General features: G+C 45.7%; 21 protein-coding genes. 20 read left to right on the top strand and 1 reads right to left on the bottom strand.

Annotated features, from left to right (window positions below):
• Positions 1-144: 144 nt before the first annotated feature.
• On the bottom strand, positions 145-1,359 hold the full coding sequence (locus FE394_RS02700; protein WP_319924890.1) for a pyridoxal phosphate-dependent aminotransferase: 1,215 nt from the start codon (positions 1,357-1,359) through the stop codon (positions 145-147).
• 804 nt (positions 1,360-2,163) lie between these two features.
• Here FE394_RS02700 and hexA point away from each other — a divergent pair.
• From hexA to FE394_RS02600, 20 genes are all read left to right on the top strand, one after another.
• Positions 2,164-3,156, top strand: a complete 993-nt coding sequence (hexA, locus tag FE394_RS02695; protein ID WP_319924864.1) for a transcriptional regulator HexA — start codon at positions 2,164-2,166, stop codon at positions 3,154-3,156.
• A 709-nt stretch (positions 3,157-3,865) separates the two neighbouring features.
• A complete protein-coding gene (locus FE394_RS02690) occupies positions 3,866-4,366 on the top strand; it encodes an NADH-quinone oxidoreductase subunit A (RefSeq protein WP_319924863.1) in 501 nt (166 codons plus the stop codon).
• A gap of 15 nt (positions 4,367-4,381) precedes the next feature.
• Positions 4,382-5,056, top strand: coding sequence for a NuoB/complex I 20 kDa subunit family protein (locus FE394_RS02685; RefSeq protein ID WP_010846751.1), 675 nt, complete (start codon positions 4,382-4,384; stop codon positions 5,054-5,056).
• A gap of 75 nt (positions 5,057-5,131) precedes the next feature.
• Positions 5,132-6,931 (top strand): NADH-quinone oxidoreductase subunit C/D, encoded by a 1,800-nt coding sequence (nuoC, locus tag FE394_RS02680; RefSeq protein ID WP_319924862.1) that lies wholly within the window; start codon positions 5,132-5,134, stop codon positions 6,929-6,931.
• Positions 6,932-6,933: 2 nt separating this feature from the next.
• Positions 6,934-7,479 carry an NADH-quinone oxidoreductase subunit NuoE gene (gene nuoE, locus FE394_RS02675; protein WP_319924861.1) on the top strand — a complete coding sequence of 182 codons (546 nt, stop codon included), beginning with the start codon at positions 6,934-6,936 and terminating at the stop codon, positions 7,477-7,479.
• Positions 7,476-8,840, top strand: a complete 1,365-nt coding sequence (gene nuoF / locus FE394_RS02670) for an NADH-quinone oxidoreductase subunit NuoF (RefSeq protein ID WP_319924860.1) — start codon at positions 7,476-7,478, stop codon at positions 8,838-8,840. The genes nuoE and nuoF overlap by 4 nt, the downstream gene beginning before the upstream one ends.
• A 58-nt stretch (positions 8,841-8,898) precedes the next feature.
• A complete protein-coding gene (gene nuoG / locus FE394_RS02665) occupies positions 8,899-11,622 on the top strand; it encodes an NADH-quinone oxidoreductase subunit NuoG (protein WP_319924859.1) in 2,724 nt (907 codons plus the stop codon).
• On the top strand, positions 11,622-12,599 hold the full coding sequence (gene nuoH, locus FE394_RS02660; RefSeq protein ID WP_319924858.1) for an NADH-quinone oxidoreductase subunit NuoH: 978 nt from the start codon (positions 11,622-11,624) through the stop codon (positions 12,597-12,599). Before nuoG ends, nuoH begins: the two co-directional genes overlap by 1 nt.
• Positions 12,600-12,614: 15 nt before the next feature.
• A complete protein-coding gene (gene nuoI / locus FE394_RS02655; protein WP_086111706.1) occupies positions 12,615-13,157 on the top strand; it encodes an NADH-quinone oxidoreductase subunit NuoI in 543 nt (180 codons plus the stop codon).
• A 12-nt stretch (positions 13,158-13,169) separates the two neighbouring features.
• Positions 13,170-13,700: an NADH-quinone oxidoreductase subunit J gene (gene nuoJ / locus FE394_RS02650; RefSeq protein WP_319924857.1), complete on the top strand. Its 531-nt coding sequence runs from the start codon at positions 13,170-13,172 to the stop codon at positions 13,698-13,700.
• A complete protein-coding gene (gene nuoK / locus FE394_RS02645) occupies positions 13,697-13,999 on the top strand; it encodes an NADH-quinone oxidoreductase subunit NuoK (RefSeq protein ID WP_319924856.1) in 303 nt (100 codons plus the stop codon). Before nuoJ ends, nuoK begins: the two co-directional genes overlap by 4 nt.
• Positions 13,996-15,843, top strand: a complete 1,848-nt coding sequence (nuoL, locus tag FE394_RS02640) for an NADH-quinone oxidoreductase subunit L (protein WP_319924855.1) — start codon at positions 13,996-13,998, stop codon at positions 15,841-15,843. The genes nuoK and nuoL overlap by 4 nt, the downstream gene beginning before the upstream one ends.
• Positions 15,844-15,862: 19 nt before the next feature.
• Positions 15,863-17,383, top strand: coding sequence for an NADH-quinone oxidoreductase subunit M (nuoM, locus tag FE394_RS02635; protein WP_319924854.1), 1,521 nt, complete (start codon positions 15,863-15,865; stop codon positions 17,381-17,383).
• 6 nt (positions 17,384-17,389) lie between these two features.
• On the top strand, positions 17,390-18,847 hold the full coding sequence (gene nuoN / locus FE394_RS02630) for an NADH-quinone oxidoreductase subunit NuoN (RefSeq protein ID WP_319924853.1): 1,458 nt from the start codon (positions 17,390-17,392) through the stop codon (positions 18,845-18,847).
• 946 nt (positions 18,848-19,793) lie between these two features.
• Positions 19,794-21,788: a choline BCCT transporter BetT gene (gene betT / locus FE394_RS02625; protein WP_319924852.1), complete on the top strand. Its 1,995-nt coding sequence runs from the start codon at positions 19,794-19,796 to the stop codon at positions 21,786-21,788.
• Positions 21,789-22,320: 532 nt separating this feature from the next.
• Positions 22,321-22,926 (top strand): LysE family translocator, encoded by a 606-nt coding sequence (locus FE394_RS02620; protein WP_319924851.1) that lies wholly within the window; start codon positions 22,321-22,323, stop codon positions 22,924-22,926.
• A 16-nt stretch (positions 22,927-22,942) separates the two neighbouring features.
• Complete coding sequence (locus FE394_RS02615) at positions 22,943-23,746, top strand: AraC family transcriptional regulator (protein ID WP_319924850.1); 804 nt, start codon at positions 22,943-22,945, stop codon at positions 23,744-23,746.
• 250 nt (positions 23,747-23,996) lie between these two features.
• On the top strand, positions 23,997-24,440 hold the full coding sequence (locus tag FE394_RS02610; RefSeq protein WP_319924849.1) for a PTS sugar transporter subunit IIA: 444 nt from the start codon (positions 23,997-23,999) through the stop codon (positions 24,438-24,440).
• A gap of 30 nt (positions 24,441-24,470) precedes the next feature.
• Complete coding sequence (locus FE394_RS02605; protein ID WP_319924848.1) at positions 24,471-24,758, top strand: PTS sugar transporter subunit IIB; 288 nt, start codon at positions 24,471-24,473, stop codon at positions 24,756-24,758.
• Between the two features lie 12 nt (positions 24,759-24,770).
• Positions 24,771-26,030, top strand: a complete 1,260-nt coding sequence (locus FE394_RS02600) for a PTS ascorbate transporter subunit IIC (protein WP_319924847.1) — start codon at positions 24,771-24,773, stop codon at positions 26,028-26,030.
• Position 26,031 lies beyond the last annotated feature (1 nt).

The raw sequence follows: 26,031 nt of genomic DNA, 5'->3' as shown, positions 1-26,031 counted from the left end.
AAAATACAGGGAATAATCATTTATGACTAACTCATTAATGTCGGAAATAACCGTAAGCAGAAATAAGTTTCTTTTTTACATAGCGCCTACATCATTAAGTTATTAATACTTTCTGAAATAGACGCTAAAGGGTGAATATTATAGTTATTGGCGATAGTTACCGATAAATCGGGCAAACTTGTCTATAGCCATTTGTAAGTCAGTGACATGTGGCAGTGTGACGATACGGACATGATCAGGCTCTGGCCAGTTAAATGCGGTACCTTGAACCAGCAGGACTTTTTCCTGTAGTAAAAGATCCAGAACCATTTTTTGGTCATCATAAATATTGAAACGTTTGGTATCTATTTTCGGGAACATATATAGTGCCCCCATTGGCTTCACACAAGAAACACCCGGGATCTGATTAATCAGTTCCCATGCGCGATTGCGCTGCTCATAGAGTCTGCCGCCCGGAAGAATAAATTCACTGATACTCTGGTAGCCTCCCAGAGCCGTCTGGATTGCATGCTGCATCGGCACATTGGCGCAAAGGCGCATTGATGCCAGCATTTCTAATCCTTCAATATAGTCTTTTGCCTGTTTTTTCGGGCCATTCAGCACCATCCAGCCCTGACGGAAGCCAGCGACTCGGTAGGTTTTTGACAGACCATTAAAGGTAACGGTAAAGAGGTCAGGAGCCAATGCTGCAATAGAATGGTGCTGGGCATCATCATATAGAATTTTGTCGTAAATCTCGTCAGCGAAAATAATCAGATTATGCTGACGGGCAATTTCCACTATTTCCAATAACAGCTCTTTACTATATACCGCCCCGGTTGGGTTGTTCGGGTTAATAATAACGATACCACGGGTACGCGGGGTAATTTTACGGCGGATATCCTCTAAATCAGGGAACCAGCCTTGCTGTTCATCACACAGATAATGGACGGCATTGCCGCTGGAAAGTGATACTGCCGCAGTCCAAAGAGGATAGTCAGGCGCAGGAACCAGCATTTCATCCCCTGTATTCAACAGGGCCTGCATGGATTGAACGATAAGTTCAGAAACCCCGTTACCGATAAAGATATCTTCAACGGTAACATCCAGCATATTTCTGGCTTGATAATGCTGCATGATCGCCTTGCGCGCAGAATATAACCCTTTTGAATCGGAGTAACCTTGGGCTGTTGACAAGTTGCGGATGACATCGACCAAAATTTCATCGGGTGCTTCAAAGCCAAATGGAGCCGGATTACCTATGTTTAATTTCAGTACCTTATTGCCTTCTTCTTCGAGTCTTTTGGCTTCTTTGAGGGTATTCCCCCGGATGTCATAACAAACATTATCTAATTTGCTGGATTTATTAATGGAAAACATAGAGTGATCTAACCTCTTGGCGAAATGGATGTTACCCGGCATAAAAAGTGTAGTAATCAATGTACTCCTCTCGGTCTGTCTTTTGAAGAGACTTTGATATCTTTGGTTAAAACGGTTGTTTTAAGAATAAATGAACTGGCTTGCTCTCTAAAAAAATGTAATTTATTGGTTTTTTATTCCTGTTTATAATGTTTATTTGAAATTAATCTCTGGATAATTGCGTGTTTTTAGTTGACTGAGAGTGGTGAGGATGACATTTAGACAAGAAATTTTAGTTAAGTCGTCCGGAAAACCCCGAATTGTCAATAAAGGTAAGAAGGTTTGTATAATGTATTCTTATAATTTATCGTTACTGACGTAAAGTTAATTTAGGTTTTTATCACATGATCCTTAGACAATGTTTTTGAATTTTTAACCATGACATTTTCAGGTCTATTCTATGGAATGTGAACTCATTAAAAATACTAATATCGTATTGCTACTTTAAGTTTTCCTAATTCAGTTACGTTATTCTTTGAAGTCAGTCAGAAAAAGAATATTTATACTGGAAATTGGTGATTATGTGATGTAAATAGGGTTTTATCTCTGATTTATTTTTGGAATTGCATAAATTTTGTTAAGAAAGGAGAAAATAAAACCCATGACGCTCTAAATAGTAAAAAAAATGCAGTAAACCTTTGCCCTATTTAATAGAGTAGAGTAATGTCACAATCGGTATTATTTTATTTGATACTACTAAAGTAAAAACACCAGGTTAGTTAGTAATTATAGTAATTAAAATCAAAAAAAAGTGATGAATAAACAATGATAAATGCAAATCGTCAGATAATAAACCTCGATCTCGATCTGCTAAGAACTTTTGTTGCCGTTGCTGACTTAAATACTTTTGCAGCAGCAGCAGCAGCTGTTTCTAGAACGCAGTCAGCTGTAAGTCAGCAAATGCAGCGGTTAGAGCATCTAGTGGGAAGAGAGTTATTTGCTCGCCACGGCCGTAATAAGCTGCTGACCGAGCATGGGCTTCAACTTCTTGGTTATGCACGACAGATCCTCCGTGCCAATGACGATGCAACAGCATCATTAACCTACAATGATGCAGACGGCGAATTAAGAATAGGGGTATCAGATGACGCTGTTGATACACTTCTTCCATTCTTGTTGAACCGTATTGCCTCTGTCTATCCACGTGTAGCTGTTGATGTGCGGATTAAGCGCGCCCAGTTTATCGAAAGTATGTTGGATAACCATGAGATTGATTTGGCATTAACCACAGCAAAAATTAACCAGCATCCTAAAACGATCCTACGTTCTTCGCCTGTTCTATGGCATTGTGCGCCGGACTTCCAGTTGCAGACTAACGAACCTATACCTTTGGTTGTTATGGATGAAACCAACCCATTCCGCCAGATCGCATTGGATACTCTGGATATGGCAAACATTTCATGGCGTATTGCCTATGAAGCCGCCTCTCTGTCGGCTGTTCGTGCGGCTGTGAATGCAGAAGTCGGGATTACTGCCCGCCCTCTGGAAATGCATAATGCGGACCTGAGAATTCTGGGTGAAAGTGAAGGGCTGCCACGCCTACCAGAAATTCAATTCTTCTTATATCGGAATAATAATGAGCAGAATGAATCTGTTCTGACAGTTTTTGATGCGATAGAAAATAAGAAAACACCTTATACAGTAACACCTGTTGAATCCGATGAATCTAATGAATCTGACGAAACAGATGAATCTATTGAAACTATCAAATCGGCTGAATCAGTTGATGATACTTCCGTCGAAAATATAGACGAATAAGTATTAAGTGTTTTATAGGCTAATGTTTCCATTTTATTTGTGGAGATATTAGCCTGTTTTAATTAAATATTAATAATCCTCTCAAGTTTTCATTCCTATTTCTGATATTTTCCACAAGAAATATACCCTATTAAATTTCCTTTCCCTTTCGAATTTTAGTTAAAAGAATGTTGCTGTGTTAACAAATTTTATTTTGCTAAATTGATAAAATAAATCCGTTTTCAGAAATAGCGGTTTTATCGTACTTCGATAGTTCTTTTTAGAAACAATTTATTAGGTGTTGAATAAATTACATTCAGTTGTTGAATGTTTTTCAATGAAATTGTGCGCTTGATCATAAAAATACCCTAAGTCTCGCAGTGGAAAGACAGGTTTTTCCTGCGATAATGGTGTAGTAAAGTCGAGTTATCGGTTAGACTGGTTATGTCAGGATGATGACTTTTTACTCTACTGACACGTTTTAGCGGTGTACCAGCACAATGTGTTAATCAATGGTTTGTTGTTTGTAAATAAATGTGTGAGTGTTTTTGCCGTCATGGCAAAACATTGTTGAGAGGAATAAAAACCAAGACGATTCAAGCGACAAGAAGTATTTATTAGCGCTGTTTCAGATTTGGTTATTATCCCTTCCCATGAATCGATGTGGTGCAACACTGCCGGTAAAAAGAGCAGACACCTTGACACCACTTTTGATGAGTAAGCAACGAGTATGTCTACATCCACTGGAATTTTAGCCCATCACTGGGCATTTGCGGTTTTCCTGATAGGTGCCCTTGGGTTGTGCGCGCTCATGTTATTGGGCGGATACTTCATGGGAGGCAGAGCGAAAGCCAGAGCAAAACACATACCCTATGAATCAGGTATTGATTCGGTCGGCAGTGCGCGTCTGCGTCTGTCGGCGAAATTTTATCTGGTCGCCATGTTCTTCGTCATCTTCGATGTTGAAGCCCTTTACTTATATGCATGGGCCGTCTCTATCAAAGAGAGCGGTTGGTTGGGCTTTGCAGAAGCAAGCATTTTCATTTTGGTGTTAATGGCAGGTTTGGTTTATCTGGCGCGCATTGGTGCGTTGGACTGGACTCCCGCGCGCTCAAAACGCCAAGTCAGTAAACCGAGTGCTGATACTTATATGAGTAATACCAATATGAGTAATACCAGTATCAGCAATACCAGCGATACCAATAATACCAACAACAGTCATATGCAGTAATAGCGAGGCATAAAGATGGATTATACGCTCACCCGCATAGATCCTAACGGTGAGAATGACCGTTATCCCCTGCAAAAACAGGAAATTGTTAGCGATCCCCTGGAGCAGCATGTTCACCGCAGTGTCTACATGGGCAAATTAGAGAATGCCTTGCATGACATGGTGAACTGGGGAAGAAAAAACTCCTTGTGGCCCTATAACTTCGGCCTTTCTTGTTGTTATGTGGAAATGGTGACGTCATTCACTGCCGTTCACGATGTTGCACGCTTTGGGGCAGAAGTATTGCGTGCATCCCCGCGTCAGGCCGACTTCATGGTGATTTCCGGAACCTGCTTCGTCAAAATGGCTCCCGTCATTCAACGTCTGTATGACCAAATGCTGGAACCAAAGTGGGTTATTTCAATGGGAGCCTGTGCAAACTCGGGTGGTATGTACGATATTTACTCTGTGGTTCAGGGGGTAGATAAATTTATCCCTGTAGATGTTTATATTCCAGGCTGTCCTCCCCGCCCGGAAGCCTATATGCAGGCACTGCTGCTGTTGCAGGAGTCGATAGGCAAAGAACGCCGCCCATTGTCATGGGTTGTCGGCGATCAGGGGGTTTACCGTGCCAATATGCAATCAGAAAGAGAACGGAAACGCGGTGAACGTATCGCAGTGAAAAATCTGCGGACTCCAGACGAAATTTAAGGCTTTTAGCCATATAGCGTAACCAGAGCAATGTGTTGCGATCACAAAAACCCTGATCAAGCGTTGTGGTGAAGAATGATGACAGATCAGATAGCGCAAGAAAGCGCCCGGCCTGCTTGGGAAACACGGGATCACCTTGATGATCCTGTTGTGAACGAGCTTAAGCGTCAATTTGGCCCGGATGCCTTTACCGTCCAGCCTACCCGTACTGGTATGCCTGTTGTTTGGGTCAAGCGGGAACAGCTACTGGAAGTAATCACTTTCCTGAAAAAATTGCCCAAACCTTATGTCATGCTGTTTGACTTGCATGGTGTTGATGAGCGTCAACGCTCTCACCGGGAAGGGCTGCCTGCTGCGGATTTCTCAGTGTTTTATCACTTGATTTCCATTGAGCGTAACCGTGACATCATGCTGAAAGTCGCGCTTGCTGAACAAGACCTGAATATCCCTACCATCACGTCAATTTTTTCGAATGCCAATTGGTATGAACGTGAAACGTGGGAAATGTTTGGCATTACATTCAATGGGCATCCGAATTTGCGCCGCATCCTGATGCCGCCAACATGGGAAGGTCATCCGCTGCGCAAGGAATATTCCGCGCGGGCCACGGAATTCGATCCCTTCATTTTGACCAAGCAGAAAGAAGATCTGGAAATGGAAGCCCTGACTTTCAAACCAGAAGAGTGGGGTATGAAGCGAGGTACTGACAATGAGGATTTCATGTTCCTCAACCTCGGCCCGAACCATCCTTCTGCCCACGGTGCATTCCGTATTATCCTGCAACTTGATGGCGAAGAAATCGTTGATTGCGTTCCCGATATTGGCTACCACCATCGTGGTGCTGAAAAAATGGGTGAACGCCAGTCATGGCACAGCTATATCCCTTATACCGACCGTATCGAATACTTAGGTGGATGTGTCAATGAAATGCCTTATGTGCTGTCAGTTGAAAAACTGGCGGGCATTGAGGTGCCGGATCGTGTGAAAACCATCCGCGTCATGCTGTCTGAGTTGTTCCGCATTAACAGCCACTTGCTTTATATCAGTACATTTATCCAAGACGTTGGTGCAATGACGCCCGTCTTCTTTGCCTTTACTGACCGACAGAAAGTTTACGATGTTGTTGAAGCCATTACCGGATTCCGTATGCATCCGGCGTGGTTCCGTATCGGTGGTGTTGCTCATGACCTGCCACGCGGCTGGGATAAACTTTTGCGAGATTTGTTGGACTGGCTGCCGAAACGTTTGAATTCCTATGTTAAAGCTGCGCTGAAAAACAGTGTCCTGAAAGGGCGTTCTGTTGGGGTGGCTGCCTACAATTCTAAACAGGCTCTGGACTGGGGTGTGACTGGCGCGGGGCTGCGTGCAACGGGTATCAGTTTTGACGTGCGTAAGTGGCGTCCTTATTCCGGTTATGAGAATTTCGATTTTGAAGTTCCGACAGGTTACAACGGTGACTGCTATGACCGTGTGATGCTGAAAGTGGAAGAAATCCGTCAGAGTATGCGCATCCTTGAGCAGTGTCTCAAGAATATGCCAGAAGGCCCGTTCAAGGCTGATCATCCTCTGACCACGCCACCACCGAGAGAGCGTACCTTGCAGCACATCGAAACCATGATTAATCACTTCCTGCAAGTGTCATGGGGACCGGTCATGCCTGCCAATGAATCATTCCAGATGATCGAAGCAACGAAAGGTATCAACAGTTATTACCTGACCAGTGATGGTAGCACCATGAGCTACCGCACCCGCATCCGCACCCCGAGTTTTGCTCATTTGCAGCAGATCCCATCGGTGATCCGGGGCAGTCTGGTATCCGACCTTATCGTCTATCTGGGCAGTATCGATTTTGTTATGTCTGATGTGGATCGCTAACGATGCAAAGTGAATTTAACGCAAACAAGCAAGCACGTCTTGATGTGGTTAACGTAACGGACGCTCAGACACCGGATAAGTTTGTCCTGAGTACGGAAGAGCGTGATGCCATTGAGCATGAAAAACACCATTACGAAGATCCGCGTGCTGCGTCAATTGAAGCACTGAAAATTGTGCAGAAACAGCGTGGCTGGGTGCCGGATGGCGCTATTTATGCCATTGCTGAGGTGTTAGGCATTCCAGCCAGTGATGTAGAAGGGGTGGCGACGTTTTACAGCCAGATTTATCGCCAGCCGGTAGGACGTCACATTATTCGTTACTGTGACAGTGTTGTTTGTCACATCACGGGCTATCAGGGCGTTCAGGCAGCGATAGAATCGCACCTGAACATTTGTCCGGGGCAGACCACAGCAGACGGGCGTTTCACACTGTTGCCAACCTGCTGTCTGGGTAACTGTGACAAGGGGCCGACCATGATGATTGATGAAGACACCCACAGTTATGTCAAAGCCGAAGAAATTGAACGATTACTGGAGCAGTATCCATGACAACGCATTCAGGAGTGAAAGAAATAATCCGCGCAGCGGAAACTCATCCCCTGACATGGCGGTTGCGTGATGACCAACAACCTGTTTGGTTGGATGAATACCGAAGCAAGAATGGTTACAAAGGAGCCGAAAAAGCACTGAAAGGCATGGCTCCTGATGAAATTACCGCACTGGTGAAAGATGCAGGCTTAAAAGGCCGTGGTGGTGCGGGGTTCTCCACAGGCTTGAAATGGAGCCTGATGCCAAAAGACGAAAGTATGAATATCCGCTACTTGCTGTGCAATGCGGATGAAATGGAGCCGGGTACTTATAAAGACCGTCTGCTGATGGAGCAACTGCCGCACCTGCTGGTGGAAGGTATGTTGATCAGTGCCTTTGCGCTGAAAGCTTATCGTGGCTACATCTTCCTGCGTGGCGAATATGTTGAGGCTGCCGTTCATTTGCGCAAAGCAATTGAAGAAGCCAAATCGGCGGGCCTGCTTGGCAAGAATATTTTGGGTAGCGGCTTTGATTTTGAACTGTTTGTTCATACCGGCGCGGGACGTTATATCTGCGGTGAAGAAACCGCACTGATTAACTCCCTTGAAGGGCGTCGCGCGAACCCACGTTCAAAACCCCCGTTCCCTGCGACATCGGGTGCCTGGGGTAAACCGACGTGCGTCAACAATGTCGAAACCCTGTGTAACGTTCCCGCTATCCTCGAACATGGCAAAGAGTGGTACATCGGTCTGAGTGAAGGCAAAAGTAAAGATGCCGGCACTAAATTGATGGGCTTTTCTGGACGGGTCAAAAATCCGGGACTTTGGGAACTGCCTTTTGGTACGACAGCCCGTGAAATTCTCGAAGATTACGCGGGTGGTATGCGTGACGGACTGAAATTCAAGGCATGGCAACCGGGTGGGGCAGGAACTGATTTTCTGACAGAAGATCACCTTGATCTGCCAATGGATTTTGAAAGCATTGCCAAAGCGGGTAGTCGTTTGGGAACAGCACTGGCAATGGCTGTGGATCATGAAATCAATATGGTTTCTCTGACCCGCAATCTTGAAGAGTTCTTTTCCCGTGAATCCTGCGGCTGGTGTACACCATGCCGTGATGGTTTGCCGTGGAGTGTCAAAATTCTCCGTGCCATTGAGAATGGCAAAGGCCAGCCGGGTGATATTGAAACGCTGGAGCAACTCTGCCGTTTTCTTGGCCCGGGTAAAACTTTCTGTGCCCATGCACCTGGCGCTGTAGAGCCTTTGCAGAGTGCTATCAAATACTTCCGTGAAGAATTTGAAGCGGGCATTGTGACTAAAGATTACGGCAATACCAGTCTGATTGCGGGCATTCAACCAAACCTGCTGAAGCAGCGTTGGTAGGGTTGATTAAATTTTGATTAACGCCTGCCACGGCAGGCCATTGGGAAGCATGCTGACTATGGCTACGATACATGTAGACGGCAAAGATTATGATGTAAACGGGGCTGATAACCTGTTGCAAGCCTGCCTCTCATTGGGGCTTGATATACCTTATTTTTGCTGGCATCCGGCGCTGGGAAGCGTTGGCGCTTGCCGCCAGTGTGCGGTGAAGCAATATCAGAACGCGGAAGATACGCGCGGTCGTCTGGTGATGTCTTGTATGACACCTGCGACAGACGGCTCGTATATCTCCATTAATGATGAAGAAGCAAAGCAATTCCGCGCGAGCGTCGTGGAATGGCTGATGACCAACCATCCTCACGACTGCCCTGTTTGTGAGGAAGGGGGAAACTGTCACTTGCAGGATATGACGGTAATGACGGGGCATTCATTCCGTAAATACCGTTTTACCAAACGTACTCACAAAAATCAGGAATTGGGGCCGTTCATTGCTCATGAAATGAACCGTTGCATCGCCTGTTACCGTTGTGTCCGCTACTACAAAGAGTATGCGGACGGAACGGATTTCGGCGTTTATGGTGCTCATGACAACGTCTATTTTGGCCGTACTGAAAGTGGCACATTAGAAAGTGAATTTTCCGGTAACCTTGTCGAAATCTGCCCGACAGGGGTATTCACCGACAAAACCCATTCAGAACGCTATAATCGTAAATGGGATATGCAGTTTGCACCAAGTATCTGCCAGCAGTGCAGCATCGGCTGTAACACCAGTCCCGGTGAACGCTACGGTGAATTGCGCCGGATTGAAAACCGTTACAATGGCACCGTCAACCACTACTTTATGTGTGATCGTGGGCGTTTCGGTTACGGTTATGTCAATCGTGATGATCGTCCTCGCCAGCCACAGCAGTTGCGTGGGGATCAGTGGATTTCACTGAATGCCGATCAGGTGATGCAAGGTGGTGCAGATATCTTGCGTCAGGCGAAAAATGCCATTGGTATCGGCTCGCCTCGTGCCAGTATTGAAAGTAACTTTGCCTTGCGTGAATTGGTCGGGGCGGAAAACTTTTACAGCGGCATTGCAGTAGAAGAACAGAACCGTCTCGATATGATGCTGGAAATACTCCAGCAAGGCGGGGTGTATACGCCATCCCTGCGTGAAATTGAAGATTACGATGCGGTACTGGTGTTAGGGGAAGACTTGACCCAAACCGCAGCCCGCATGGCGTTATCAGTACGTCAGGCAGTGAAAGGCAAAGCGCGTGAAATGGCGGCTGCCCAGAAAGTGGCAGACTGGCAGATAGCCGCCGTCATGAATATTGGTCAGCACGCCAAATATCCTCTGTTCATGACCAGCGTTGATAGTACCCGATTGGACGATGTTGCCGCATGGAGTTATCACGCACCGGTTGATGATCAGGCGCGCTTTGGTTTTGCCATCGCTCATGCCCTGAACAGTATCGCTCCGGCTGTGGATGATTTGCCGGATGAACTGAAAGCGAAAGTGGAAATAATCACACAAGCTCTGCGTGATGCGAAAAAACCCCTGATTATCAGTGGCAGCAACCCGGGCAGTGATACCTTGATTCAGGCTGCGGCAAATATTGCGTGGGCACTGAAAGACAAAGGCGCAAATGTTGGACTGACTTATGTCGCCGCGTATGCCAATAGTCTTGGTTTGGCGATGATGGAAGCGCAACCATTGGATGCGGCTTTGCAGCGTATCACTAAAGGAGATTCAGATACTGCCATTGTGGTGGAAAACGATCTCTATCGTCATGCGCCTGCGGATAAAATTGACCGTGCACTGGATAGCCTGAAAAATCTGATTGTTGTTGATCATCAGCGCACCGCTATTATGGATAAAGCGCATTTGATTCTGTCAGCGTCCAGTTTTGCTGAAAGTGACGGCACATTGGTCAATCAGGAAGGTCGCGCCCAGCGTTATTTCCAGGTCTACGAGCCTTCATTCTATGACAAATCCATCGTGATGCTGGAAAGCTGGCGCTGGATGCACTCTCTGTATACCACGTATACACAATGCCAGACTGACTGGACGCAACTTGACCATGTCATTGAAGCCTGTGTCAAAGCCATGCCGCAATTCAAAGGCATCGTTAATGCGGCACCAGATGCCTCATTCCGTATTCGTGGACAAAAACTGGCTCGTTCACCTCATCGCTACAGTGGTCGTACCGCTATGCTGGCTGATGTCAGTGTTCATGAGCAACGTCAGCCACAGGATATCGACACCGCATTTGCCTTCTCAATGGAAGGAAATAACAGCCCATTTGCTCCGCGTCAGCAAATCCCATTTGCATGGGCACCGGGCTGGAACTCACCACAAGCATGGAACAAATTTCAGGCTGAAGTGGGCGGCAAGCTGCGTTTCGGCGATCCGGGTGTGCGTCTGATTGAAACAGTCGATGGCGGATTGAACTACTTTGATAGCATTCCGACGGCATTTACTGCACAAAAAAATCAATGGTATGTTGCCCCTTACTTCCATCTGTTCGGCAGTGATGAATTATCACAACGTTCTGATGTGATTCAGGAGCGTATGCCCGAGCCGTACGTGATGATCAATCATAAAGATGCGGAACACCTGAATGTGAAAGAAGGTGCTGTCATGGCGTTTGATTGTGAAGGGCAACAACTGCGTTTAACTGTGCGCCTGAGTCGCAATCTGGTTCAGGGGCAAGTCGGTCTGCCACTCGGGATGCAGGGCATTCCTCCGGTTCTGGCAGGCAAATCAGTCAATAATTTGCGGGAGGTTGCATAATGAGTTGGCTTACTCCCGACGTGATTGAAATCCTGATTGCCGTGCTGAAAGCAGCGGTCATTCTGCTGGTTGTGGTCGTCTGCGGGGCATTCATGAGTTTCTTTGAACGTCGCATACTTGGGTTGTTCCAGAACCGTTACGGGCCAAACCGTGTGGGATGGGGCGGCTCATTGCAGCTCGTCGCAGACATGATCAAAATGTTCTTCAAAGAAGACTGGGCACCCCGCTTCTCTGATCGGGCCATTTTTACATTGGCTCCTGTCATTGCGTTCTGCTCATTGCTTCTGGCCTTTGCTATCGTGCCGGTGAGTCCGACGTGGATGGTGGCAGACCTGAACATCGGTATTTTATTCTTCATGATGATGGCGGGTCTGGCGGTTTATGCCGTGCTGTTTGCCGGCTGGGCGAGTAATAACAAATATTCTCTGTTGGGTGCGATGCGGGCAACAGCACAGACACTGAGTTATGAAGTGTTTCTCGGTCTGTCCATGATGGGGGTTGTGGCACAAGCCGGTTCCTTCAACATGGTAGATATCGTCAACTCACAGCAACATATCTGGAATATCATTCCCCAATTCTTTGGCTTCCTGACCTTTGCCATTGCAGGCGTAGCGGTGTGTCACCGTCACCCCTTTGACCAACCGGAAGCAGAGCAAGAACTGGCCGACGGTTATCATGTCGAATATTCCGGCATGAAATTCGGGCTGTTCTTTGTGGGGGAATATATCGCTATCGTGACGGTATCAGCCTTAATCGTTACATTGTTCTTCGGTGGCTGGAATGGGCCTCTCTTGCCTCCATTCATCTGGTTTGCGCTGAAAACGGCATTTTTCATGATGATGTTTATCTTGATCCGTGCCTCACTGCCGCGCCCACGTTATGACCAGGTGATGTCGTTTGGCTGGAAAGTCTGCCTGCCTTTAACGTTACTCAACATGCTGGCGACTGCCGCAGTGATTTTATACAACGCTCAATAAAGGGGTGATTGAACCATGACATTGAAAGAGTTAGTGGTCGGTTTCGCCACCCAGGTACGCAGTATTTGGATGATAGGGCTTCATGCCTTCCATAAACGCGAAACAAAAATGTATCCGGAAGAGCCGGTTTACCTGCCACCCCGTTACCGTGGGCGCATCGTTCTGACGCGTGATCCTGACGGTGAAGAGCGTTGTGTTGCGTGTAACTTGTGCGCGGCTGTGTGTCCGGTGGGATGTATCTCACTGCAAAAAGCCGAGCATAAAGATGGTCGCTGGTATCCTGAATTCTTCCGCATCAACTTCTCGCGTTGCATTTTCTGCGGCCTGTGTGAAGAAGCTTGCCCGACAACCGCTATCCAGTTGACACCGGATTTTGAGTTGGGTGAATTCAAGCGTCAGGATCTTGTGTACGAAAAAGAAGACCTGCTGATTTCAGGGCCGGGCAAATATCCTGACTATAACTTTTACCGTAAGACAGGTATGGCGATTGACGGCAAAGATAAAGGTGAAGGCGACAATGAAGCCAAACCTATCGACGTTAAAAGCTTGTTGCCATAAGGAGCGATATTCATGGAACTTACATTTTATGTCGCAGGGCTGGTTGCCATCCTCGCAACACTCAGGGTAATAACCCATACCAATCCGGTACATGCGTTGCTGTACCTGATTATCTCCTTGCTGGCCTTGTCCGTCGTATTTTTTTCAATGGGTGCCTATTTCGCAGGTGCGCTGGAAATCATTGTTTACGCCGGGGCGATCATGGTGTTGTTCGTCTTCGTCGTGATGATGCTGAATCTGGGGAAATCAGTCGTTGAGCAGGAGCGGGCATGGTTACAACCCCGAGCCTGGATTGGCCCGTCTATCCTGTCTATCGTGCTGCTGATTGCGTTGGTTTATTCCATCAGCACTCTGCCAGCGGCGGTAATCAATGGTGAAGTAGTCAGTGCGAAAGAAGTCGGCATTAGCTTGTTTGGCCCTTATGTACTGGCGGTTGAACTCGCTTCTTTACTGCTGCTGGCCGGGCTGGTGGTGGCTTACCACATTGGCCGTGAAAATAAACAGGGTGAAGTGATCAGCAATCGAGCGGAGGACCAACAATGATAGCGTTAGACCATGGTCTTATTCTGGCGGCCATTCTGTTTACATTGGGCTTTACGTGCCTGATTATCCGCCGCAATCTGTTATTCATGCTGATCGGGTTGGAAATCATGATCAATGCTTCAGCGCTGGCGTTTGTTGTTGCCGGCAGCTATTGGCACCAACCTGATGGTCAGGTGATGTATATTCTTGCCATCACTCTGGCAGCAGCCGAGGCGAGTATCGGTCTGGCACTGTTACTACAGTTGCACCGTCGTCGCCAAACCCTGAATATTGATACAGTCAGTGAGATGCGCGGATGAACTTACTCTATTTAACTATTCTGCTGCCACTGCTGGGATTTTTGCTCTTAGCATTTTCCCGTGGCCGCTGGTCTGAAAATTTGTCAGCCACCATTGGGAGTGGTTCGGTTGGTCTGGCAGCGTTAACCACACTCTGGGCAGGGATTGATTTTGTTTCCCAAAACGGGGCAGGGGGGCTGGTCTACAGCCAGACATTGTGGAACTGGATGGACGCGGGGGATTTCAGTATCCCTGTTAATCTGGTACTGGATGGCCTGTCACTGACCATGCTGAGTGTTGTGACTGGCGTCGGTTTCCTGATCCACATTTACGCTTCCTGGTACATGCGGGGTGAAGAAGGTTATTCCCGCTTCTTCGCCTATACCAACCTGTTTATCGCCAGCATGGTGGTACTGGTACTGGCTGATAATATGCTGCTGATGTACCTCGGTTGGGAAGGCGTGGGTCTGTGTAGTTACCTGTTAATCGGTTTCTACTACAAAACCCCTGCCAATGGTGCAGCGGCAATGAAAGCCTTTATCGTGACCCGTGTCGGTGACGTGTTCCTTGCCATTGGGATGTTTATCCTTTATGACCAAGTCGGCACGTTGAGTTTCCGCGAGTTGGCCGTTCTGGCTCCACAGCACATTGAAGCTGGTTCTGCTGCGATTACATGGGCAACCCTGATGATTCTGGGTGGGGCAGTAGGTAAATCAGCACAGTTACCATTGCAAACATGGCTGGCAGATGCGATGGCAGGCCCGACGCCGGTTTCTGCTTTGATCCACGCTGCAACAATGGTGACTGCGGGTGTTTATCTGATTGCCCGCAGTCATGCACTGTTCCTGATGGCGCCAGACATTCTGCATCTGGTGGGAATTATTGGGGCTGTCACCTTACTGTTGGCGGGTTTTGCCGCATTGGTTCAGACCGATATCAAACGTGTGCTGGCTTACTCAACCATGAGCCAGATTGGTTACATGTTCCTGGCATTGGGCGTACAGGCGTGGGATGCCGCTATTTTCCATCTCATGACCCATGCGTTCTTTAAGGCACTGTTGTTCTTGGCTTCTGGTTCAGTAATTCTGGCCTGCCATCATGAACAGAATATCTTCAAAATGGGGGGGCTGAGAAAACGTATCCCGTTTGTTTATCTCTGTTTCCTCGTGGGGGGGGCTGCACTTTCGGCTCTGCCTTTATTGACCGCAGGTTTCTACAGTAAAGATGAAATCTTGTGGGGCGCACTGGCAAATGGTCATATGAACCTGATGCTGGCGGGGCTGATCGGGGCATTGATGACATCCCTGTACACCTTCCGCATGATCTTCATCGTGTTCCACGGTGAAGAAAATACCCATTCTCATCCCGTCAAGGGCATTACCCACACCTTGCCATTGTCAGTATTGCTGGTGTTGTCCACCTTTATTGGCGGCACGCTGATTGTGCCGCCATTGTCAGGTGTTCTGCCAGAAAGCAACGCTGGACATGATGGCAAAATGACACTGGAAATCATTTCTGGTGTGGTTGCCGTTGTCGGTATCTTGCTGGCAGCAGCGCTGTATCTTGGCAAACGTAGTTTGGTCAATGTCATTGCAAACAGTGCACCGGGACGTTTCTTCTCGACATGGTGGTTCCATGCGTGGGGATTCGATGCGCTGTATGACTGGGTATTCGTGAAACCATTCAAAGAGATTACCCGCTTATTGCAGAATGATCCTTTGAACTCACTGATGAACATTCCTGCCGTATTGTCACGTTGGGGCAATAAAGGGCTGCGTTGGAGTGAGAACGGACAAGTCCGTTGGTACGCTACCTCTATGGGGTTGGGTGCAGTGCTGGTTTTAGCTCTGCTGCTTTTGGTTTAATTAAGGGACACATTGCGCCATGCTATTACCTTGGCTAATTCTTCTGCCCTTCATCGGAGGCCTGCTGTGTTGGCAGGCGGAGCGCTTCGGCACACGTATGCCACGTTGGATAGCGCTTCTCGCGATGGGGCTGACGCTGTTACTCTCCCTGCACTTATGGTTGCAGGGCGGTTATACACTCACCAACCCACAGGGTATTCCACAGTGGCAATCAGAGTTTATGCTGCCGTGGATACCTCGTTTTGGCATTAGCATTCATCTGGCACTGGATGGTCTTTCCTTGCTGATGGTCGTGCTGACGGCATTGCTGGGTCTGATGGCGATCCTCTGTTCGTGGAATGAAAACCAGCCATACCAAGGATTCTTCCATCTTAACCTGCTATGGATACTCGGCGGTGTGATGGGCGTCTTCCTTGCCATTGACCTGTTCCTGTTCTTCTTCTTCTGGGAAGTGATGCTGGTTCCAATGTACTTCTTGATTGCCTTGTGGGGTCACAGAGGTTCGGAAGGCAAAACCCGTATCACAGCGGCAACGAAATTCTTCATCTATACCCAAGCCAGTGGTTTGGTGATGTTGATTGCCATTTTGGCACTGGCTTTTGTTCACCATGATGCAACAGGTGAATGGTCATTCAACTATGAAACATTGTTGAATACGCCGATGTCATACACCGTCCAATACTTGTTGATGTTGGGCTTCTTTATTGCTTTCGCCGTGAAAATGCCGGTTGTTCCTTTGCACGGTTGGTTGCCGGATGCCCATAGTCAGGCACCCACGGCGGGTTCCGTTGACCTTGCGGGGATCTTGTTGAAAACCGCAGCGTATGGTCTGTTGCGTTTCGGACTGCCCCTGTTTCCACAAGCCTCGGCGGACTTCGCCCCGATTGCAATGTGGCTGGGTGTCTTTGGTATTTTCTACGGTGCATGGATGGCTTTCAGCCAGACGGATATCAAACGCCTGATTGCTTATACCAGTGTTTCCCACATGGGCTTCGTTCTTATCGCTATCTATACGGGCAGCCAGCTTGCTTATCAGGGCGCGGTTATCCAGATGATTGCTCATGGTTTGTCAGCCGCAGGGCTGTTCATTCTGTGTGGTCAGTTATATGAACGTCTGCATACACGCGACATGCGCCAGATGGGCGGCTTGTGGGGAAGAGTTCAACTGTTGCCTGCGATATCCCTGTTTTTCGCAGTAGCAACATTGGGGATGCCGGGAACGGGTAACTTTGTCGGTGAATTCATGATCCTGTTCGGCAGTTTCAGCAACTTCACCCTGATTACGACGGTATCCGTATTTGGTTTGGTTTTCGCGTCTGTTTACGCGCTGTACCTGATGCAGAAAGCTTATTATGGAACACCAAAGACGGATAAACCATTACCACAGATGGATGCCCGTGAAATCTCAATTTTGCTGTTGCTGGTCGTCTTGCTGGTGATTTTGGGTGTCTACCCACAACCAATCCTTGATACCTCAGCCGCCGCGATGAGTAACATCCAGAATTGGTATTCAGCTTCACTTTTAACTACAAGGCCGTAATTCGCCATGACAATAACTTCTGAACAATTGATCGCACTGTTGCCGCTATTGATCGTCGGATTGACGGTGGTGGTTGTGATGCTGTCCATTGCGTGGCGACGCGATCATTTCACCAATGTCATCCTGACGGTAATCGGACTCAATCTGGCTCTTCTCTCTCTCTATTTTGTGGGACAACAAGAGCCGATGGATGTCACACCACTGATCCATGTTGATCGCTTTGCTATGTTCTATACAGCCCTTGTGCTGATTGCGAGCCTTGCAACGACGACATTTGCCTATTCATGGCTGGAGAACTATCCCGATAACAAAGAAGAATTTTATCTTTTGGTGCTGATAGCGGCTGTTGGGGGAATTCTGCTCTCTTCTGCCAACCATATGGCATCGTTGTTTATCGGGATTGAATTGATCACCCTGCCATTGTTTGGTTTAGTGGGCTACGCCTATCGCCAGAAACGCTCACTGGAAGCCAGTATCAAATACATGTTGCTATCCGCTGCGGCGTCTTCATTCCTGCTATTTGGCATTGCGTTGCTGTATGCAGAATCCGGTGATTTGTCCTTCACATCACTGGGCCGAAGCCTGAGCGACAGTAAACTGCATGAACCGTTGATCTTGGCGGGATTAGGTATGATGCTTGTGGGATTGGGCTTCAAACTTTCCCTCGTGCCTTTCCAACTGTGGACACCGGATGTTTACCAAGGCGCACCAGCACCGGTATCAACCTTTCTGGCGACGGCAAGTAAAGTGGCTATCTTTGCTGTGGTTATGCGCTTATTCATTGAAGCGCCGGTCACCGACAGCGAAACCCTGCGCATTGTGCTGACTGTCATTGCCATTGCATCAATCTTGTTTGGTAACTTGCTGGCATTGACCCAAAGCAACATTAAACGTCTGCTGGGTTACTCATCCATTTCTCATCTGGGCTATTTGCTGGTGGTATTGATTGCCATCAAAGATCACACACTGGCAGAAGAGACGGCAGGTATTTATCTGGTCGGTTACCTGCTTGCCAGCATCGGTGCATTTGGCGTAGTAAGCCTGATGTCCAGCCCATACCGAGGGCCGGATGCGGATTCGCTGTTCTCATATCGCGGCCTGTTCTGGCATAAACCAATCCTGTCAGCAGTAATGACCATCATGATGCTGTCACTGGCGGGGATACCATTAACTTTCGGCTTCATCGGTAAATTCTACGTTATCGCGACAGGTGTTGAAGCGAAATTATGGTGGCTGACTGGTGCGGTAGTGTTGGGTAGTGCCATTGGTCTTTACTACTATCTGCGTGTAATGGTGAGTTTGTACCTGCCTGCACCGAAAACACTGAACCGCGATACGCCACACAACTGGGCATTCACCGCTGGCGGGATAGTTGTGTTGCTTACTGGATTGCTGGTATTGATCCTCGGTATCTGGCCACAACCGTTAATTGATATTGTTCAGCAGACGAAAAGCGTTCTGTAAGACAATAAACTAAATAATCTGATTAAAAACCCAGTCATTGTTGGCTGGGTTTTTTTATTTATTCAAAAAATCGGGCGATCGTCTTAGATCCAGATGTCAATTTGCCAATAAATGAGTTGAGAATATGTATTGAAATATCGCTTACTTATAAATTAAAAAAAAGAAATGAAGACTATGCTTATAAAACAAGGTGCCTGATTTTAAGAGATAGGAAACAAATTATTTAATAAATATGAATGTCAATGACTTATTAGTCAATAATGAAGCGAATCAAAATATACACCAGAAGAATAACGGGAAAGTAGAGGATAGTTTTACAAAATGAGTAAAAAGTATACTGATTGTTCCATCTATTAACAGATTCCCGTCTCCCTTTTTCTTGAAGATGAGCAGATAACCGGCGGAATAGCCATATATAAACAAGTATATAAATAGGCCAGATGATAATTATAATTTTAGACAGCTCTCTTCCACCTATAGGATAAAGTATCAGAGGAATAGCAAAAAATCCCAAAATAGCTCGGATATCTAGTCTTTTTAAAGCATCAAGAATTTTTTGATCATGTTTTTTCGTTTTATATCTGGACAATGTCACTATACCAAACGGGTTTGAATTAATATGAATGTTGAATAAAGGAATTTAACTAACTAATTGTTATAAAAAAAGATTTAATATCTATTTTTGTGACGTCCATAATTTTTATTTTTTTATTTCTACTGCTTAAATTCTTCTTATCATCATTTTTCATACCTCTCCATAAGTACAGTTGCTTCTACTTTTATGTTAAGGTGACTTTTAGCGCAGGCTGTGTGAATAATAATCACAATCGGTCTTGGAGGCATGTAATCATTTGATATGATTATTTTTATTTATTGGGATCTCTGCACAAATTGCTTATTGGAGTAAACAGGAGATAGTGTCGAACACTAATTTTGAAGGATAATTATGAGTCAAGATAATACTGGTCAGGTAAAGACTAAAACTTCCATTAACCCACCAGTTTTTTTCTTCTCGGCGTTTTTAGTCATTGCACTGGTGACATTCGCTGGTTTGAAACCCGAACTTGCCGACCGATGGTTTAAGGCTTTGCAGCAGGATATTTTTATTAATGCCAGTTGGTTTTATATTCTTGCTGTTGCTTTGATTTTGCTTTCGGTGACCTATCTGGGCTTGTCCCGATACGGCAATATAAAACTGGGCCCCGACCATGCTGAACCAGATTTCAGTTATTTTTCCTGGTTTGCCATGCTCTTTTCAGCGGGGATGGGGATCGGGCTTATGTTCTTTGGCGTGGCTGAACCAGTCATGCATTATCTGTCCCCACCAGTAGGTACGCCAGAAAGTATCGCTGCTGCAAAACAAGCGATGAAACTGACGTTTTTCCATTGGGGGCTTCATGCTTGGGCAATTTATGCCATTGTGGCGTTGATTCTGGCATTTTTTAGTTATCGACACGGTTTGCCTTTAACACTGCGCTCGGCGCTGTATCCGATTATCGGCGATAAAATTTATGGGCCGATTGGTCACGCCGTGGATATTTTTGCCGTGATTGGCACCGTATTTGGTGTCGCTACTTCCTTAGGTTATGGTGTCCTTCAGGTCAATGCGGGTCTTAACCATCTGTTTGGTATTCCTATCAACGAGACAGTACAGGTTGTACTGATTGTTGTTATCACTGCTTTGGCAACTCTTTCTGTTGTTTCCGGTCTGGATAAAGGTATTCGTATTCTGTCCGAATTGAATCTGGGTCTGGCGGTTTTATTGTTGATTTTGATCGTGGCTTTGGGGCCGACCGTATTGTTGCTGAAATCCTTCGTGGAAAACACCGGCGGCTACCTTTCGGAAATTGTCAGCAAAACCTTTAACCTGTACGCCTATGAGCCCAAATCCAGTAATTGGCTGGGAGGATGGACATTATTGTACTGGGGATGGTGGTTATCATGGTCTCCGTTCGTTGGTATGTTTATCGCAAGGGTTTCCCGAGGTCGGACAATCAGAGAATTTGTGACAGGTGTTCTGTTTGTTCCCAGCGGTTTTACCCTTATGTGGATGACAGCATTTGGTAACAGCGCGATTGATCTGATTGCCAATAAAGGGGCAAAAGAATTAGCTCATGTAGTAAAAACAGATGTCTCTCTGGCATTGTTTAACTTTTTGGAATACTTCCCGTTTCCTACCGTACTTTCATTTATTGCAATGGCAATGGTTGTCATGTTCTTTGTAACCTCTGCGGATTCCGGTGCCATGGTGGTTGATACACTGGCGTCCGGCGGCGCGAACTACACACCGGTTTGGCAACGGATCTTCTGGGCTGGATTGATGGGCGTTGTGGCTATCGCATTATTACTTGCAGGTGGCTTATCTGCCTTGCAAACAGTCACAATCGCTAGTGCGCTGCCTTTCTCTGTCATCCTGCTGATATCAATCTATGGCTTACTTAAAGCATTACGGGTTGATGCCTACAAGAAAGACAGCCAGCAAATGACCACGATTGCCCCTCCGGCCAGCCGTAACCCGATTCCTTGGCAGCGGAGGCTAAGAAATATCGTCTATTATCCGAAGTGCTCGCAGGTGAAACGCTTTATGAGCGAAGTGATCCAACAGGCAATGGAAATGGTGGCGGAGGAGCTGGGGAAGCAAAATAAAATCGTTGTGATCAATGATGAAACGAATGACCGTATTCATTTTGAAATAGATTTTGGCGAAAACCTCAACTTTGTGTATGAAGTTCGTTTGAGAGGCTATATTCAGCCGGCATTTGCTATCGCGGGTTTGGGAGATGATGAAAAAAGTGAGGAACAAAAATATTATCGTGCAGAAGTTTACCTGAAGGAAGGTGGGCAGGATTACGATCTGATGGGATGGACGCAAGAGCAGATCATCCATGATATTTTGGATCAATACGAGAAGCACATTCACTTTTTACATTTGGTTCGTTAATGAACAGCTATAGGGGTGATCCGACTGTCGGGTCACCCGCCGCTACTTAGTGACTATGGATCAGAATTGTGTCCACACCTATTTCTAGAACTCAACGGGCAATTGCCCGTTTTCTTTAAGGTTTCAATCTCCTTACTGTGTCGATGAAGGATCAGGTAATTGTTGTGACCCTTTTCCCATCACGCGGGATCCGGGCACTATGCGAGGCTCTAATACAGTCCTCAGCGAATAGAACTAGGTATGCTTATTTAGTGTAAGACTATAAATAACAATTTTGTACAATATTTAACATCTAGGCGGGGATATCGTTAAGGTAAATTTAACTTAATGGCACTATGGGATGTTATATAACAACGATAACTTTTGGATTAGACACCCACCAGAAATTGCTTCAAAGGATTTTGGGAAAGCAAAGCGGGTTATTGCAAAGAGGGAAAAATCAAGGCAAAACGGTACCGCATTGTTGATTTGCAAGAGAATCGTTTTATTAATGGCTCTGGAGAAGTCACTGATTTCTAGGAGGTAGATGCTTATGACGCAATTATTTGCAATGGCAGTTTTTGCCCTTGTAACTTCTATATCGCCAGGACCGGTAAACATAATAGCGACAGTTACCGGAGCCAATTGCGGATATATTCGAACTATCCCACATATAACCGGTGCTACAATCGGCTTTGTATCGATTCTATTTTTACTGGGTTTTGGATTGGCCCAACTTATAAATGGGGTGCCATATCTAACCGAAGTGCTTACCTATATAGGAGGGGGTTTCTTGTTATACCTGGCATACAAAGTTGCCATGCAAAACCCAATGAGCGTTGATGATAGTGGACTAGAAACCAGTGCTCCATCGTTTATACAAGGAATGCTGTGCCAATGGCTTAATCCGAAAGCATGGATTGTGTCTTTAGCAGGCATATCCGTATTCTTTAGTAGTCGCGATGCAGAGATGACTGCACTACTACTTTTTTGTGGGATTTTTTTTATTGTCTGTTATGCATCAATTTCAGTATGGGCTGTTTTGGGAATAACGATTAGAACAGTTTTGGATACACCTAAACATTATAAGCTCTTCAATCTCACTATGGGGCTATTGTTAGCAATTACGGTCGTATATACTTTTTTTATGTCAGGTTAAAATAGTACATACACCGATGACCAAGCAACAATTCTACCGTTCGGGCGCAGTACCCATTGAGCTGCGCTCTTCTAAAAACTCGAAAGCCTGTTACGGGAAACACACTCACACAGAGTTTTCCATTGGCGCTGTAGAGAGTGGTTATAGTGATTACTTCAATAGTAATATTGAACGTAGAATCCAAAAGGGTTCTCTTGTCATAGTTAACCCTCTAGAGGTTCATTCATGCAATCCAGTACCAGATACAAACTGGAGCTATAAAATGTTGTATGTGTGCCCTAAATGGTTAGGCTATGTGCAATCGATGGTTATCGGTGGAAGAATAACGAATTTTATCCCGTTCTCAATTAATCATACCGATGCCCCGGAACTTTATGTCCAGTTCCAAGAATTAGCCAATACAATCATCTTTGATAAAGATAAAATAAAAACGGAAGAAGAGAGCATCTCTTTTTTTTCCCGCCTATTTTCACTGTCCAACTCCATTCCTTTAGAGAAAGCTGTGCCAAAGAGTAATGTATCTAAGGCGTATGAATATATTTGTGAAAATTTTCGAAGCAATATATCGGTAAAGGATATCGCTGTTCACTCTCAATTGAGTGAATATCATATTATCCATGCATTTAGAAAGACCTATGGTATTACTCCACATGCTATGCAAATCGCCATGCGCATTAATGAAGCCAAAGTACTTTTGAAACAAGGAATGAAGATAGTGTCTGTAGCAACTGAGTTAGGTTTTAATGACCAAAGCCACTTTCATAGAAACTTCAAAAAATTGGTTGCGGCGACGCCTGCGGAGTATAAAAAATATCTGTAGTGTGTTAAAAATCGCGGACATCAAATTAGGTCGTTTTAAAATTTCTTTGTTCACGATTAGATTAAATAATCAGTTAATAGTTAACAAAAGCCCTTAATCCCCAGACACGCTATCTGGGCATTTTTTATTTGTGCTTGATTGATAGTGTGACTGACCCCGTATTATTGCGCTTTTTATTCCTTTCCATCGGTATGTTTAGTTGGCAGTGACTATTCTTTTATTCATAGCCTATCTCACCGAGGAAAATTTCATGCTGAAAACCTTACTGACTTCTGACGTTATCCAATGGGTTTCCAGTGCAAAAGACTGGCGCGAAGCCATCGCGATAGCATGTCAGCCACTCATTGATAACGGTTCGATTGAATCGGATTATGTTGATGCAATTTACCGTTCCCATGAAGAAATCGGCCCTTATTACATTATTGGGCCTGGTATTGCGATCCCACATGCAAGACCGGAACAAGGCGTCAATCGCCTTGCTTTGAGTTTAACGGTATTCCACCAAGGCGTCGTATTTGGTTCCGAATATAATGATCCGGTTAAATTACTGATCGTATTCGCAACAACAGACAGCAATAGCCACATTGAAGTGCTTGCCGAACTCGCTTCACTTTTTGATGACCAAAAAGAAATAGATCAATTAATACACTCCAGTAGCCAAGACGAGATTTTTTCTATCATTCAAGGTTATTGACCAATATTTCATTACATAACGGAAAACATCATGAGAATTACAGTCGTTTGCGGTAATGGTTTAGGCACAAGCCTGATAATGGAAATAAGCGTCAAAAATATTTTGAAAGAGTTAGGGGTAGAAGCTAACGTTGAGCATATTGATTTGGGATCTGCCAAAGGCACTGTCAGCGATATTTTTATTGGTACAAAAGACATTGCTGAACAACTCATTATACAAAATGTGGATGGAAAAATTATTGCGCTGGAAAATATATTAGATAAATCAGCGATGAAAGCACGATTATCTGCGACGTTGATTGAAATGGGTAAATTGTAACTGGGGGTGAACATGGATTTTTTGCGCTTCCTGATGAACGATGTTCTGGCAGAGCCTGCTATCTTAGTCGGTTTGATCGCTTTACTTGGATTAATCCTCCAGAAAAAACCTGTGACTGAATGCATCACCGGAACAGTAAAAACTGTTCTGGGGTTTATTATTCTGGGGGCAGGAGCAGGGTTAATCATCAATTCGTTGGGGGGATTTTCTGCTATTTTCCAACACGCTTTTGGAATTCAGGGCGTTGTTCCAAACAATGAAGCGATTGTCTCCATCGCACAGAAAAGTTTTGGCAAAGAAATGGCGCTGATCATGTTCTTTGCGATGATTATTAATATCCTGATTGCCCGTTTTACGCCGTGGAAATTCATTTTCCTGACAGGACACCATACCTTATTCATGTCGATGCTGGTGGCAGTGATTCTGTCAGTGGCAGGTGTTGGTGGCATTATGCTGATCGCGATTGGTTCACTGGTTGTTGGTATCTCAATGGTATTCTTTCCTGCCATAGCCCATCCCTACATGAAAAAAGTAACAGGTTCAGATGATGTGGCGCTCGGACATTTTTCAACACTGTCTTACGTCTTGTCGGGATTTATCGGCAGTAAATTGGGTAATAAAGCTCATTCCACAGAAGAGATGAACGTACCGAAAAGTTTATTGTTTCTGCGTGATACGCCGGTTGCCATCTCTTTTACTATGGCGATTATTTTTATTATTACTTGCCTGTTTGCGGGGGATGATTTTGTCCGGCAAGTCAGCGGTGGGAAAAGTAGTTTTATATTTGCCGTGATGCAATCCATCACCTTTGCGGCGGGTGTTTACATCATTTTGCAAGGAGTCAGAATGGTGATTGCTGAGATCGTTCCTGCATTTAAAGGCATTTCCGATAAATTAGTCCCGAATGCCAAACCTGCACTGGATTGTCCGGTGGTTTTCCCTTATGCACCTAACGCTGTTTTGATTGGTTTTCTGAGTAGCTTTGCTGCTGGTGTTATCGGCATGTTCCTTCTTTATATACTCAACCTGACCGTCATTATTCCCGGTGTAGTGCCGCATTTCTTTGTCGGCGCAACTGCGGGGGTTTTTGGCAATGCAATGGGAGGAAGAAGAGGGGCAATATTGGGTGCGTTTGCACAGGGCGTGCTGATTACCTTTCTGCCTGCATTTCTGCTGCCTGTTCTGGGCGATATTGGTATTGCCAATACCACATTCAGTGATGCTGATTTTGGCGTAGTAGGAATTCTATTGGGGATTGTGGTTCGTGACTGAT

The sequence above is a fragment of the Xenorhabdus littoralis genome, assembly GCF_033949345.1.
GTDB lineage: Bacteria > Pseudomonadota > Gammaproteobacteria > Enterobacterales > Enterobacteriaceae > Xenorhabdus > Xenorhabdus littoralis.
Note: the sequence above shows the minus strand (reverse complement) of the source record. Positions and strands in the feature narration are given on the sequence as shown.

Coding starts and splice junctions, on each gene's coding strand:
- FE394_RS02605 (WP_319924848.1), top strand. CDS start 24,471: ATGAGAATTACAGTCGTTTGCGGTAATGGTTTAGGCACAAGCCTGATA.
- nuoN (WP_319924853.1), top strand. CDS start 17,390: ATGACAATAACTTCTGAACAATTGATCGCACTGTTGCCGCTATTGATC.
- nuoH (WP_319924858.1), top strand. CDS start 11,622: ATGAGTTGGCTTACTCCCGACGTGATTGAAATCCTGATTGCCGTGCTG.
- nuoC (WP_319924862.1), top strand. CDS start 5,132: ATGATGACAGATCAGATAGCGCAAGAAAGCGCCCGGCCTGCTTGGGAA.
- nuoM (WP_319924854.1), top strand. CDS start 15,863: ATGCTATTACCTTGGCTAATTCTTCTGCCCTTCATCGGAGGCCTGCTG.
- nuoI (WP_086111706.1), top strand. CDS start 12,615: ATGACATTGAAAGAGTTAGTGGTCGGTTTCGCCACCCAGGTACGCAGT.
- FE394_RS02600 (WP_319924847.1), top strand. CDS start 24,771: ATGGATTTTTTGCGCTTCCTGATGAACGATGTTCTGGCAGAGCCTGCT.
- FE394_RS02685 (WP_010846751.1), top strand. CDS start 4,382: ATGGATTATACGCTCACCCGCATAGATCCTAACGGTGAGAATGACCGT.
- nuoE (WP_319924861.1), top strand. CDS start 6,934: ATGCAAAGTGAATTTAACGCAAACAAGCAAGCACGTCTTGATGTGGTT.
- FE394_RS02615 (WP_319924850.1), top strand. CDS start 22,943: ATGACCAAGCAACAATTCTACCGTTCGGGCGCAGTACCCATTGAGCTG.
- nuoK (WP_319924856.1), top strand. CDS start 13,697: ATGATAGCGTTAGACCATGGTCTTATTCTGGCGGCCATTCTGTTTACA.
- betT (WP_319924852.1), top strand. CDS start 19,794: ATGAGTCAAGATAATACTGGTCAGGTAAAGACTAAAACTTCCATTAAC.
- FE394_RS02610 (WP_319924849.1), top strand. CDS start 23,997: ATGCTGAAAACCTTACTGACTTCTGACGTTATCCAATGGGTTTCCAGT.
- hexA (WP_319924864.1), top strand. CDS start 2,164: ATGATAAATGCAAATCGTCAGATAATAAACCTCGATCTCGATCTGCTA.
- nuoG (WP_319924859.1), top strand. CDS start 8,899: ATGGCTACGATACATGTAGACGGCAAAGATTATGATGTAAACGGGGCT.
- FE394_RS02690 (WP_319924863.1), top strand. CDS start 3,866: ATGTCTACATCCACTGGAATTTTAGCCCATCACTGGGCATTTGCGGTT.
- nuoJ (WP_319924857.1), top strand. CDS start 13,170: ATGGAACTTACATTTTATGTCGCAGGGCTGGTTGCCATCCTCGCAACA.
- FE394_RS02700 (WP_319924890.1), bottom strand. CDS start 1,359: ATGTTTTCCATTAATAAATCCAGCAAATTAGATAATGTTTGTTATGAC.
- nuoF (WP_319924860.1), top strand. CDS start 7,476: ATGACAACGCATTCAGGAGTGAAAGAAATAATCCGCGCAGCGGAAACT.
- nuoL (WP_319924855.1), top strand. CDS start 13,996: ATGAACTTACTCTATTTAACTATTCTGCTGCCACTGCTGGGATTTTTG.
- FE394_RS02620 (WP_319924851.1), top strand. CDS start 22,321: ATGACGCAATTATTTGCAATGGCAGTTTTTGCCCTTGTAACTTCTATA.